This window comes from Bradyrhizobium sp. USDA 4510 (assembly GCF_054059095.1).
Map to the genome: position 1 here is coordinate 4,009,527 of NZ_JBSSBT010000001.1, position 12,209 is coordinate 4,021,735.

General features: G+C 64.2%; 10 protein-coding genes and 1 tRNA gene. 4 read left to right on the forward strand and 7 right to left on the reverse strand.

The window, feature by feature from the left end; translation table 11 throughout:
- Positions 1-156: 156 nt before the first annotated feature.
- The 4 genes from clpX to ACVMDN_RS18355 form a co-directional block, all read right to left on the reverse strand.
- On the reverse strand, positions 157-1,431 hold the full coding sequence (gene clpX / locus ACVMDN_RS18340) for an ATP-dependent Clp protease ATP-binding subunit ClpX (RefSeq protein WP_018271869.1): 1,275 nt from the start codon (positions 1,429-1,431) through the stop codon (positions 157-159).
- Positions 1,432-1,872: 441 nt separating this feature from the next.
- On the reverse strand, positions 1,873-2,508 hold the full coding sequence (locus ACVMDN_RS18345; protein ID WP_016847729.1) for an ATP-dependent Clp protease proteolytic subunit: 636 nt from the start codon (positions 2,506-2,508) through the stop codon (positions 1,873-1,875).
- A 240-nt stretch (positions 2,509-2,748) separates the two neighbouring features.
- A complete protein-coding gene (gene tig, locus ACVMDN_RS18350; RefSeq protein WP_057016451.1) occupies positions 2,749-4,107 on the reverse strand; it encodes a trigger factor in 1,359 nt (452 codons plus the stop codon).
- Positions 4,108-4,271: 164 nt separating this feature from the next.
- Positions 4,272-4,356: transfer RNA gene (locus ACVMDN_RS18355), tRNA-Leu, on the reverse strand.
- Positions 4,357-4,492: 136 nt separating this feature from the next.
- Here ACVMDN_RS18355 and ACVMDN_RS18360 point away from each other — a divergent pair.
- The 3 genes from ACVMDN_RS18360 to ACVMDN_RS18370 all read left to right on the forward strand — a co-directional run bounded on the left by ACVMDN_RS18360 (position 4,493) and on the right by ACVMDN_RS18370 (position 7,734).
- Positions 4,493-5,842: a multicopper oxidase domain-containing protein gene (locus ACVMDN_RS18360; protein ID WP_076825331.1), complete on the forward strand. Its 1,350-nt coding sequence runs from the start codon at positions 4,493-4,495 to the stop codon at positions 5,840-5,842.
- Between the two features lie 18 nt (positions 5,843-5,860).
- A complete protein-coding gene (locus ACVMDN_RS18365) occupies positions 5,861-6,946 on the forward strand; it encodes an enolase C-terminal domain-like protein (protein WP_076825330.1) in 1,086 nt (361 codons plus the stop codon).
- 77 nt (positions 6,947-7,023) lie between these two features.
- On the forward strand, positions 7,024-7,734 hold the full coding sequence (locus tag ACVMDN_RS18370) for a hypothetical protein (RefSeq protein WP_057016449.1): 711 nt from the start codon (positions 7,024-7,026) through the stop codon (positions 7,732-7,734).
- A 33-nt stretch (positions 7,735-7,767) separates the two neighbouring features.
- Here ACVMDN_RS18370 and ACVMDN_RS18375 read toward each other — a convergent pair whose 3' ends face one another.
- Positions 7,768-8,544: a tetratricopeptide repeat protein gene (locus ACVMDN_RS18375; protein ID WP_076825409.1), complete on the reverse strand. Its 777-nt coding sequence runs from the start codon at positions 8,542-8,544 to the stop codon at positions 7,768-7,770.
- Between the two features lie 349 nt (positions 8,545-8,893).
- Between ACVMDN_RS18375 and ACVMDN_RS18380 the strand changes: the two genes are divergently transcribed.
- A complete protein-coding gene (locus ACVMDN_RS18380; protein WP_063790074.1) occupies positions 8,894-9,235 on the forward strand; it encodes a hypothetical protein in 342 nt (113 codons plus the stop codon).
- Positions 9,236-9,328: 93 nt separating this feature from the next.
- Here the strand turns inward: ACVMDN_RS18380 and ACVMDN_RS18385 are convergent, their stop codons facing one another.
- Positions 9,329-10,747: an MFS transporter gene (locus tag ACVMDN_RS18385; protein WP_310885909.1), complete on the reverse strand. Its 1,419-nt coding sequence runs from the start codon at positions 10,745-10,747 to the stop codon at positions 9,329-9,331.
- Positions 10,748-10,808: 61 nt separating this feature from the next.
- Entirely contained in the window at positions 10,809-12,179 is a 1,371-nt protein-coding gene (locus ACVMDN_RS18390) for an LLM class flavin-dependent oxidoreductase (RefSeq protein WP_310885908.1), read from the reverse strand.
- Positions 12,180-12,209: the final 30 nt, after the last annotated feature.

Below are 12,209 nucleotides of genomic sequence, written 5' to 3' on the forward strand. Positions count from 1 at the left end.
CTATCAGGCGGGGGGGTGTCAAGTCTCAGAAGTGTCGGGAAATATAGGCTAAACAAGCATTTGCTGCCACGCCGTAAGGGCGCCGCTGCTGCGCCACGGCGGCCGCCGGAGCGTCCGGCAGCCGTGCATTTTTTGGCGGGTCGAGACGAGCGCCGTTTAGGCGCTCGCGCTGCTCTCGACGGCGCGGTCGGAACGATCCGCGTAGATGTAGAGTGGACGCGCCGTTCCCTCGACGACCTCGCGCGAGATCACGACTTCCTCGACGCCTTCCAGGCCCGGGAGATCGAACATGGTTTCGAGCAGGATGCTCTCCAGGATCGACCGCAGGCCGCGCGCGCCGGTCTTCCGCTCGATCGCCTTGCGGGCGACCGCGCCAAGCGCCTCGTCGGCGAAGGTCAGCTCGATGTTCTCCATCTCGAACAGCCGCTGGTACTGCTTCACCAGCGCGTTCTTCGGATCGGTCAGGATCTTCTTCAGCGAGGTCTCGTCGAGGTCCTCCAGCGTCGCAACGACGGGCAGACGGCCGACGAATTCCGGGATCAGGCCGTACTTCAGCAGATCTTCCGGCTCGACGTGACGGAAGATCTCGCCGGTGCGGCGGTCCTCCGGCGCGAGCACCTGCGCCGCGAAGCCGATCGAGGTCGAGCGGCCGCGCGCGGAGATGATCTTCTCGAGGCCCGAGAACGCACCGCCGCAGATGAACAGGATATTGGTGGTATCTACCTGCAGGAACTCCTGCTGCGGATGCTTGCGGCCGCCCTGCGGCGGGACCGAGGCCACAGTGCCTTCCATGATCTTCAGCAGCGCCTGCTGGACGCCCTCGCCCGACACATCGCGGGTGATCGAGGGGTTGTCCGATTTGCGGCTGATCTTGTCGATTTCGTCGATATAGACGATGCCGCGCTGCGCACGCTCGACGTTGTAGTCGGCGGCCTGCAGCAGCTTCAGGATGATGTTCTCGACGTCCTCGCCGACATAGCCGGCTTCAGTCAGCGTCGTCGCGTCAGCCATGGTGAAGGGCACGTCGAGGATGCGGGCCAGCGTCTGCGCGAGCAGCGTCTTGCCCGAACCGGTCGGACCGATCAGCAAAATGTTCGACTTCGCCAGTTCGACGTCGTTGTGCTTGGTCTGATGGTTGAGCCGCTTGTAGTGGTTGTGGACGGCGACCGACAGCACCTTCTTGGCATGGCTCTGGCCGATCACGTAGTCGTCCAGGACCTTGCAGATTTCCTTCGGCGTCGGGATGCCGTCGCGCGACTTCACCAGCGAGGACTTGTTCTCCTCGCGAATGATGTCCATGCACAGTTCGACACACTCGTCGCAAATGAAGACAGTCGGTCCGGCAATCAGCTTGCGAACTTCATGCTGGCTCTTGCCGCAGAACGAGCAATATAGCGTGTTCTTGGCGTCGCTCGTGCCGACCTTACTCATTCATTATCTCCGTCCGCCGTTCGATCTTGTTTGCCAGATCGACCCAATCCGGCACACAACCGGGCTGTTGGGTAGATAGAGCAAATTCCGTACCAAAAAAGACCCTTACGCAATACTGACCGTGGGATCACGGTTTATTCGAATCTCCGCGATCATAGCCGATGCATCACAGCCAACCATGCTGGCACCCGACTATCAAGAATTCGCTAATCGGATGGCCGGCTCAAGACCGTGACAATACCGTGATTTTCAACGATCGCACGTGGAATACGCGTCGAAATCCACGGAACGTTGCGGGATTACCACGTCGGTATATGAGCACGAAAGCGGAACTTTCCGCTGTGCGCATGCACCCGCCGGCGGGTCCAGCACCCTGCTTTTGCCGGTTATGTGAGGCGTCAATGTGGAGATCACACCGACGCCTCGAGATGCCTGCCCAGATCAGGCCGCCTTCGCGGCGGCCGGATCGTCCGGACGCTTGTCGATGACCTTGTCGACGAGGCCGAACGCCTTGGCGTCCTCGGCGGTGAGGAACTTGTCGCGCTCCAGCGCGTCCTCGATCGCCTTGTAGGTCTGACCGGTATGCTTCACGTAGATTTCGTTGAGGCGCTTCTTGAGATTCAGGATCTCCTGCGCGTGCAGCATGATGTCGGTGGCCTGACCCTGGAAGCCGCCGGAGGGTTGGTGCACCATGATGCGGGAATTCGGCAGCGTGAAGCGCATGTCCTTCTCGCCCGCAGCCAGCAGCAGCGAGCCCATCGAGGCCGCCTGCCCGGTGCACAGCGTCGATACCGGCGGACGGATGAACTGCATCGTGTCGTAGATCGCAAGACCCGACGTCACCACGCCACCCGGCGAGTTGATGTACATCGAGATTTCCTTCTTCGGATTCTCGGCCTCGAGGAACAGCAACTGCGCGACGATCAGCGTCGACATGCCGTCTTCCACCGGACCTGTGACGAAGATGATGCGCTCTTTCAGAAGGCGCGAGAAAATGTCGTAGGCGCGTTCGCCGCGATTGGTCTGCTCGACGACCATCGGCACGAGGTTCATGTAGGTTTCAACGGGATCGCGCATGAAAGAACCCAAGGGTTAGGGGTGATGCAGAACTTTGCTCAAGACTACTTGGCTCAAGACTACTGCCTCAAGGCTTAACCCAGATATGGGCCAATTTCCGGCCGACAAGGCCGTCAACTCGCCGCACTAGCCACCTGGGCAGGTCGCAGACCTTCAAGCTGATTCGCGTCTTCGCGCCTAGCGACGGGACCCGTCGCGAGGCGCGCTTTCGCGGTTCATCATTAACGCGAGGTGCCGAAATTAAGCGGCAGTTTTCTCGGCGTCTTCATCCTTGAACAGCTCCTCCTTGGTGACCTTCTTCTCGGTCACATTGGCGAGCTCCAGGACGAAGTCGACAACCTTGTCCTCGTAAATCGGGGCGCGGAGCTGGGCCAACGCCTGGGCGTTGCTGCGGTAGTAGTCCCAAACTTCCTTTTCGCGGCCGGGCATCTGGCGCGCGCGCTCGATCACGGCGCGCGACACCTCGTCGTCGGTCACGGTGATCTTGTTCTTCTCGCCGATCTCCGACAGCACGAGGCCGAGGCGGACGCGGCGGTCGGCGATCTTGTGGTACTCCTCCTTTGCCGCTTCCTCAGTGGTGTTCTCGTCGGCGAAGGTCTTGCCGGACGAGTCCATCTCCGCCTTGATCGAGTTCCACATCAGATTGAACTCTTCGGCGACAAGCGACGGCGGCGCCTCGAATTTGTGGCTGTCGTCGAGCCGGTCGAGCAGCGCGCGCTTGACCTTCTGGCGGGTGGCGCCGGCGAACTCGGCCGTCAGGCGCTCGCGGGCGGCCTCCTTCAGCTTGTCGAGCGACTCCAGGCCCAGCGTCTTGGCGAACTCGTCGTCGATCGTGGTCTCACCGGGCGCCTCGATCAGCGTCGCGGTGGTCTCGAACTCGGCCGGCTGGCCGGCGAGCTTCTCGTTCAGATAGTTCTTCGGGAACGAGACCTTCAGCGTGCGGGTCTCATTGGTGCCGATGCCGATCAGCTGCTCCTCGAAGCCCGGGATGAACTGGCCGGCGCCGATCACGACCTGGATGCCCTCGCCGGTGCCGCCGTCGAAGGCTTCACCGTTGATGGTGCCCTTGAAGCTGATGGTGACGCGGTCGCCCTTCTCCGCCACGCCCTCGGTCTTGGCATTGTACGGGCGGCTGCCTTCCGCGATCCGCTTGATGGCATCGTCGACATCGGCGTCGGAGACTTCGACGACCGGCTTCTCGACCGAGAACGACTTGAAATCGGCGAGCTGGATCGGCGGCACGACCTCGATCGCGACGGTGTAGGTCAGGTCGGTCTTGCCCGACAGCAATTCCTCGACCTGGTCCTTCTCGGTCGGCATCGTGATCTTCGGCTCGCCGGCGAGGCGGAAGCCGCGATCCTCGAAGATCTGCCGGTTGGTATCGCTGATGGTCTGGTCGATGGTCTCGGCCATCACCGAGCGGCCGTAGATCTTCTTCAGATGTGCCACCGGCACCTTGCCGGGACGGAAGCCGTTGAGACGGACCTTGTCCTTGAGGTCGACCAGCTTGGCGTCCGCCTTGGCATCGAGATCGGATGCCGGGACGCTGATCTTGAATTCGTGCTTCAATCCCTCGTTGAGGGTCTCGGTGACCTGCATGGTATTAATCTTCTTCCGCTTTTGCCGCGGCCCGAGCGGCCGTGGCAGTGTTCAATCTGTTCGACGATGGGCCTTGCGGCCTAACGTCTGTGGGTTCGGCGAACCCTCACCCCATCGGGGCCAAAGGTTCTCCAAGAATTCGTCATGCAAACGCTGTAAGCGCTTGGTGCGGGCGGAGGGACTCGAACCCCCACAACTTTCGTCACTGGAACCTAAATCCAGCGCGTCTACCAGTTCCGCCACGCCCGCGCGAAAAGCATCCCAGTCCGGCCGCGATGCCGCGGGCGGCCGGGCTTATAACATGCGCCCACCGGTTCGCAGCAAAAAAATGGCCGCTGTTGAGCCCGCCCTGCGACCGATCGCGACTGGACAGGTACTCTTGAAAATGGTCCGCATCGGCCGGATGGCAAGTCCTCCCGCAAGTCCCGAATTTTCCCTCACCCGGCGCGATCTGATCGCCGCCCTCGGCGCCGCGGCGCTTTGCCCCGCTCTGCCGGCCACCGTCGCGGCGCAGGGCCGGATCGCGGTCGCGCTCCAGGCCAAACCTGACCGCATCTCGCTTCGTCCGGACGGACCGGGTCCTGGCGGACCGGAGATACCGGTCTGGTCGCTCGGCAGCGGCGACCTCCGCTTCAAGCGCGGCGAGGTCCTCGACGTGACCTTTGGCAATGAACTGCCGGTCGCGGCCGCGCTGGATTGCCGCGGGCTCGACGGCGTCGCGGCGGCGGAGCCACTGGCCTCCCGGGCGCGGCTTGCCGCCGGGGCAAAGGATAGCTTCCAGCTGCCGCTTCGGCATGCCGGCACCTTCCTGTGCGAGCCGCTGATCGGCGATGGCAGCACGGCGCCGGCACGGCCGCGGCCGCTGATCGTGACCGGCACCTCGCCGGTTGCGGTCGATCGCGACGAGGTCTTGCTGATCGAGGAGTGGCGCCTGCGACCGGACGGAAGCGCAATCCCGGCCGGCAATGATCCAAAAGATTCGACGCAAATTCATACGATTAACGGCAAAACCTCATACGACATCTCGGCACCGGCCAATGCCCGCCTCAGACTCCGCTTCATCAATGGCAGCCAACGCAGCGTGCTGGCGATCAAGCTGGAGAACCTCGATGTCCGTGTGATGGCCATCGACGGCCAGCCGGCCGAACCGTTTCCGGCCCGCAACGGTGCGCTGGTACTGGCTCCCGGCGGCCGCACCGATGTGTTCGTCGACGCGGCCGGACCGGCCGGAACCAGCTTTCCGATCCTGCTGCACGACGGCACGCAGGCCCGCCCGGTCGGCAAGCTGGCCATCTCGAACGACCCGCCGCTCCGGCCGGCGCCGTTCCCGCCGGCTCCGCCGCTGCCCGGCAACGACATGCCCGCCCAGCTCGATCTCAAGAGCGCCGCAAGGTTCGAGCTAACCCTCGGCACGCCGACCGAATGGTTCCGCACGGCGGACTTCAAGCCATCGGCCGCGCCGGCCTTTCAGGCCAAAGCCGGCCGGCCGGTGGTGCTGGCGCTGACCAACCGCGGCCCGATCGCCAGCGTCTTTCATCTGCACGGCCATCACTTCCGTCTGCTCGACCGGCTCGACGACGGCTGGAAGCCGTTCTGGCTCGACACGCTCGCGATCGAGCCAGGCCAGACCCAGCGCATCGCCTTCCTCGCCGAATATCCGGGCCGCTATCTGATCGAGCAGGTCGCGACCGACTGGGCCGCGCCGCGGCTCGTCCGATGGTACAGTGTCCAATAACAAGAAGAGGAAACGTCCATGAGCCAGACAGTTGCAGCGATCCGCGCAGTTAAGGCGCGAAGCGTCGTGGTGCCGCTCAAGCGCCCTGTGAAGAACGCCTTCGGCGTGATCGATTCCGGCCCGCTGGTTCTGATCGATGTCGAGACTGACCAAGGCGTTACCGGCCGCACCTACATCTTCGCCTACAGCGAGCTCACGCTTAAACCTCTTGCCTATCTGATCGAGGAGATCGGCCGCGAGCTCATCGGCAAGCCGGTCGCGCCGTTCGACCTGATCAAGGCAATGGACGCCAAGTTTCGGCTGCTCGGCTGGCAGGGCCTGGTCGGCATGGCGGTATCCGGACTCGACATGGCCTATTGGGATGTGCTCGGCCAGCTCGCCGGCCGGCCGCTGGTCGAACTGCTTGGCGGCTCGGCGAAGCCGATCAAGGCCTATGACAGCTACGGCGTGGTCGATCCCGTCGCCGATGAGCGCGCGCTGCGCTGCTCGCTCGACCAGGGTTTTCGCGGTATAAAAATCAAAGGCGGCGACGGTGATGCCGCCAATGACGAGCGCGTCGTGAAGGGCGTGCGCGCCCTGCTCGGCCCCGACATCGCGTTGATGATCGACTTCAACCAGTCGCTCGATCCGGCGGAGGCGACCCGCCGCATCGCCCGCCTTGCGCCCTACGATTTGCACTGGATCGAGGAGCCGGTGCCGCAGGAGAGCCTGTCCGGCCACGCAAAAGTCCGCGAGACCTCGCCGACGCCGATCCAGGCCGGCGAGAACTGGTGGTTTCCGCGCGGCTTTGCCGAAGCGATCGCGGCCGGCGCATCCGACTTCATCATGCCCGACGTGATGAAGGTCGGCGGCGTCACCGGCTGGATGCAAGTCGCGGGACAAGCCGACGCCGCCTCGATCCCGATGTCGAGCCATTTGTTCGCGGAAGTCAGCGCGCATCTGCTCGCGGTGACGCCGACCGCGCACTGGCTCGAGTTCCTCGACTTCGCCGGCGCGATCCTCACAAGGCCCGCCGAAATCGTCGACGGCGCGGTGACTGCCAAGGGTCCCGGGCTCGGCATCGAATGGAACGAGCCGGCGGTCGCGAAGTATCTCGTCAGCTAGCGGCGATCCTGGCCGGTGAGCGCACGCTTCACCTTTGCGACGCATTCATGTAGGTCGATCCGAAATCGGAGCGCCCAATGTCGACCAATAGCAAGCTGACGCTCAAATTCCGTTGCCCGACGGAGCTTGACGGACTGATACCGGCCCCCATACCGGCGGCGCAGGGCGTTCCCGACTGGCTCAGGGCGATGCCGGCAACGGCCTTCTCCTCGATCAACCTGCACGACGAGGACACCATCAAGCGCTGCCCGCCGTTCGTGGATGCGATGACCTGCGGGTTCTTGCTGCCGCTGGTTTGCGATCTCAAGGTCGAGGACGGCGAAATCACCTGGGACCAGGACCTGCCGCCGGGAGGCACGCCGGAATTCCCACGCTCACCGATCGGCTTCCACGACCCGGGTCAGGTCACCGGCACTCCGCTGTTTGAAGAGGGCCGCTTCTTTCTCAAATTCCACAATTTGTGGACCGTCGAAGCCCCGGAAGGCTACGCGATCTACTTCACCCATCCCGTCAACCGCTTCGATCTGCCATTCACCACACTCAGCGGCCTGGTCAATTCCGACCTCTATGCCGACAATTGGGTGCACTTTCCGGCGTACTGGCACGACAGGAATTTCAGAGGCGTCCTCCCCAAGGGGACTCCGATCGCGCAATGTATTCCCGTCAAGCGAGACGACTGGACCGCGCAGGCATCGCCGTTCACCGCGGAAGACGCCAAGCGGGTCGGCGAACTCCGCACCGAGCTCAGACGGCAGCCGAACCTCTACCGGAGAAACTTCAGGGCGTAAGGCATGGCGGAATGCCGTCCGCCGCGGGCAATCTCAGTCCCCGCCGAGGAACTTCGCAGCGGCGCTCTGGGAGAAGAAGAAGCGGCCATGAGATCCCGAGGCCATGACGAATGCCGCGCGTCCAAACAGCTGGGGCTGACCGCGCATCACCGAGCGCAGCGCTGCCTCGGCAGCATCGCGCTCCCCCTGCTCGAAAAGGCAGGTGGCGAGGTGGGCGCGGGTTGAGCGATCATCCGGGTATTGCGCGAGCACGCCGCGGAACGCATCCGCGGCTGCGGCGTAGTCGCCACGGAGGATCAGGACCCGCCCGAGCTGGTTGAGAATGTCGGGGCGTCCCGGCGCAGCATCACGTGCCGCCGTCAGGACGCTTGCAGCCCGCGCGACGTCATTGGTCTCCTGCAACAGGCGCCCGAGAGCGAGCTTCAGGTCGACGCTCTCAGGGGCCAGCGCGAGACCGGCCTCGATCGTGCTGATCGCTTCGTCGTGTTGACCGGCCTTGGCAAGCTGCCCGGCGAGTTCCTGAAAGGACGGAAAATATGGCGGGCGGCGTGCCGCCGTGCGCCGAAGCTGTGCGATGCCGCCGGCGACGCGGCCCGCGCCGCACATCAGCGCGCCGAGCAAAGTCTCGACCTCTCCATCGTCGGTGCGACGCGCAACCCGCTCGAGCGTTGCGATCGCCTCGCCGCCCCGGTTCTGCCCCATCAGGGCATGCGCCAGAAGAAGCGCGGCGTGTCTGTCCGTGCGGTTTGATTTCAGGAGGTTCGTCGCAATCTGCTCGGCCTGAGCAAACTGCTGCGCCCGCAACGCCAAGGCGCCTTGTTGCAGCGCCTGAGCGAGGAAATTGTTCTGCCTGCCACTCACGAGAGGTTTCTGGAGGATCCGAGAGAATGTTGAGGGCCCTAGCCCCGCCATCGCGGGGCGTCCAGCAACAGTCTCGTTAAAACGCGACATGAGGTCAACAGCAGCGCCCCGCCCACCTTCTGGCCTACCCAACGGCCTGATGTCGTCGAGCCCATGGCGATCACATCAATTCGCATCGAAATCGCGAAACGGAACCCGTCAATTCGGGACAAGCGTCGGATAAATCCTGTAGTGTCGGAGTTGATCGGCGTGCCGCCGAGCGAATCTGGCACCATGTGGCTCAGATCGGAGAACAGGGATGGCACAGTGTATCGTCGTCGTTCAATTCGACCTTCCGAAACGAACTGAAGAACAGGCCATCAGGGGTGGCATGGGCACCGCCCCCATTTACCGAAAGCTCGCAACAAAGGGGCTGATCCGCAAAGACTATCTCAATGGAGAGGCCGGTACCGGCGGCGTCTATCTCTGGGAGAGCCGAGAGGCGGCCGAGGCATGGTTTACCGAGGCCAAGATCGTCGAGCTCACCGGACGGTTCGGAGTCCGGCCGCGGCTGACCTGGTACGACACACACGTCACCGTCGACAATCTCAAGGGCGAGACGCGGGTGAGCCAAACCGCGCTGATTTCCGCAGCGGAATGAAATCGACCTGAGGTCAGCGTCGAGCGCCCGCATCTGAGCACAGTGCGGGCGCTGTAACGCGGCCGTTTTCGACCGGGGCCTTTGGCCCGACGCCTACTCCCCGCCTCCGGCAATCCCGCCGGTGCTCGGTTGCAGCTTGCCGCGCGCCTGCGCCGATGACGCTTCGCTGTCCATCGCCTCCGGCCGCAATGCCTCCAGCGGACGCTTGCGGGTCTCGATGCCGAGCACCGCAACCGCGATCGCCTGCACCACCAGGAGCCCGGCCACCACAGAGACGACGCCGGTGACGCCGAACCTGGTGAACAGCTCGACCACGATGAACGGCGTCACGATCGACATCAGGCGACCGGCGGTGTTGCAGATGCCGGATCCGCGCATCCTGAGCTCGGTCGGGAACAGTTCGGGGATGTAAAGCCCCCAGGCCAGCGCCAGCATCACCGCCACCGTGAACACGAGCAGGAAGCCGATCACGACGAAGGCGACCGGGTTGATGAACATCGGATAGATCAGCCCGAGCCCGGCCGCGGCGAGCGACAGCACGATCAGCGACGGCTTGCGGTCGATCTTCTCGCCGATCCACATGCCCGACAGCGTGCCGAGCGGGCTGCCGAGCGTCATCAGCATGGTGTAGCCGAGCGATGACGACAGGTTGATGCCCTGCTTGACGAAGAAGGTCGGGATCCAGGCGATGAAGCCGTAGACCGCGGTGTTGAGCCCGATCAGGATCAGGCAGCCGACGATGGTCCGCGCGATCAGTGCGCGCGAGAACAGGCGCGTAAAGCGAACGTCCGGCTGTACCGGCGCCGGCTGATAGGCCGGGGTCGGCAGGGTCCTGCCCTTGCCGACCTCCTGCTCGATCGCCGCCAGCACCGCCTCCGCCTCGGCGCTCTTGCCCTGCGTCTCGAGCCAACGTGGCGATTCCGGCAGCGAGCGCCGCAGGAACCAGACGATCATCGCGCCAATGCCGCACAGCGCAAACATCCAGCGCCAGCCGAGGTGCGGAATGACGACCCAGCCGACCAGCGTCGCGACGAACAGCGCACCATTGGTGCAGGTCGCGAGCGCCGCGCCCCAGCGGCCGCGCTGCTGCGGCGGGATGAATTCGCTGAGCACGACATAGCCGACGACGATCTCGGCGCCGAGCCCGAGGCCCATCACGAAGCGGGCCCCGATCAGCCAGCCCATCGACGGCGCGAGCGTTGCCGCCAGCGCGCTGAGGCCGAAGATCAGGAGGTTGGCCTGATAGGCGAACTTGCGGCCGAAGCGGTCGCCGGCGACGCCCGCCAGCCAGGCACCGATCAGCATCCCTACAAAGGTCGCCGAGATGAAGCGCGCATTCTGCGCGAGGTCCGAATAGCCGGACTGAACCAGTGCGCCGAGAATGCTGCCGGCGAGGAAGATCTCGAAGCCGTCGACGAACAGCCCGGCTCCGATCAGCGCGAAGATCCGGTAGTGAAACCTTGAGATCGGCAATCTGTCGAGCCGGCCCCCCGCGTTAACGCCCTTGGTCACTTCAGCCTCCCTGATTTTGATTTTGTTTTGATCGTTGTCCGCGCCGATTTTTGTGCCCGCGCTATCTGGTCGAGACGCGCGCCTCCTCGTCTGCGCTCGCATGCATGGCTTGCGGCCGCGGCAGGCCGAGGTTCTCGCGCAACGTGTCGCCCTGATACTCGCGCTGGAACAGGCCGCGCCGTTGCAGCTCGGGCACGACGAGGCGCACGAAGTCCTGGTAGGTTCCGGGCACATGGGTGGCGGCGACGACAAAGCCGTCGCAGCCGCCTTCGCAGAACCAGCGCTCCATCTGATCGGCGACCGCCTTGGGCGAGCCGACGAAGGTCGGTAGTTCAGCGAGCGTCCCGCGCCCGCTGAACTGCACGAAGTCCCGCGGTGTCGGATTGGGCTTGCCGCTGAGATTCATCACGCGGTCGCGGATTGCTTGCAGCCCGCTTATCGAGGCCAGCTCATCCGACGTGAACGGCTCGTCCATCGGCTTGGCCGCGAAATCGTAGTTCAACACCTCCGACAACAGCGTCAGCGCATCGATCGGCTTGGCGAGCCGGCTGATCGCCGCGAACTTGTCCTCGGCCTCGGCCTGGGTCTCGGCGACAACAGGATAGACCGCCGGCGCGATGCTGATGTCCCTGCCCGTCTTGGCCAGCGTTCCCTTGAGGTCCGCATACTGCTTCTTCGCAATGTCGAGATTGGGATAGATCACGAAGATCAATTCGCCCCAGCGCGCCGCAAAGGTCTTGCCGCGGCCGCTCTGGCCGGCCTGAATGATCACCGGATGGCCCTGCGGCGAGCGCGGCACCGTGAACGGGCCGCGCGAGCGGAAGAACTGCCCGTGATGGCCGAGCCGGTGCACCTTGGCCGGGTCGGCGAACAGCCCGCTCTCGCGGTCGAAGCTGACCGCGCCGTCCTCCCAGCTGTTCCAGTGGCCGAGCACGACCTCCATGAACTCGTCCGCGCGGTCGTAGCGCAAATCGTGGCTGAGATGCTGCGAGGCGCCGAAATTCGCCGCCTCGGAGTCGTTCAGCGAGGTCACCACGTTCCAGGCGGCGCGGCCGTTCAGCAGCAGGTCCATCGTCGCGAACACCCGCGCGACGTGGAACGGCTCGTAATAGGTGGTCGAATAGGTCACGCCGATGCCAAGCCGCTCGGTCGCCAATCCCATCGTGAGCGCAACCGAGATCGGATCGAGCTTCGCCGCGCGCACGCCGTGGCGGATGGTCTCGCGGAAATCGTCGCCGAAGCGATCGGGGATCGCGAGCCGGTCGTCGAAGAAGGCGAGATGGAACTTGCCGTGCTCCAGCGTGCGCCCGATCTCCTGGTAATAGTCGCGCGAGAACCAGTTCGGCTTCGAGTCGGGATGGCGCCAGGAGGCGGGATAGTTCGAGCAATTCTGGGCCTGCAGGAAGCCGATCAATTTCATCTGCCTGGTCATGGCGTGGTTCCTTCGTGGCCGCGGGAGAAT

What these genes read in the sequence shown, in the direction of transcription:
- ACVMDN_RS18360 (WP_076825331.1), top strand. Translation starts at nt 4,493, where the DNA reads ATGGTCCGCATCGGCCGGATGGCAAGTCCTCCCGCAAGTCCCGAATTT.
- clpX (WP_018271869.1), bottom strand. Translation starts at nt 1,431, where the DNA reads ATGAGTAAGGTCGGCACGAGCGACGCCAAGAACACGCTATATTGCTCG.
- ACVMDN_RS18345 (WP_016847729.1), bottom strand. Translation starts at nt 2,508, where the DNA reads ATGCGCGATCCCGTTGAAACCTACATGAACCTCGTGCCGATGGTCGTC.
- tig (WP_057016451.1), bottom strand. Translation starts at nt 4,107, where the DNA reads ATGCAGGTCACCGAGACCCTCAACGAGGGATTGAAGCACGAATTCAAG.
- ACVMDN_RS18390 (WP_310885908.1), bottom strand. Translation starts at nt 12,179, where the DNA reads ATGACCAGGCAGATGAAATTGATCGGCTTCCTGCAGGCCCAGAATTGC.
- ACVMDN_RS18365 (WP_076825330.1), top strand. Translation starts at nt 5,861, where the DNA reads ATGAGCCAGACAGTTGCAGCGATCCGCGCAGTTAAGGCGCGAAGCGTC.
- ACVMDN_RS18380 (WP_063790074.1), top strand. Translation starts at nt 8,894, where the DNA reads ATGGCACAGTGTATCGTCGTCGTTCAATTCGACCTTCCGAAACGAACT.
- ACVMDN_RS18370 (WP_057016449.1), top strand. Translation starts at nt 7,024, where the DNA reads ATGTCGACCAATAGCAAGCTGACGCTCAAATTCCGTTGCCCGACGGAG.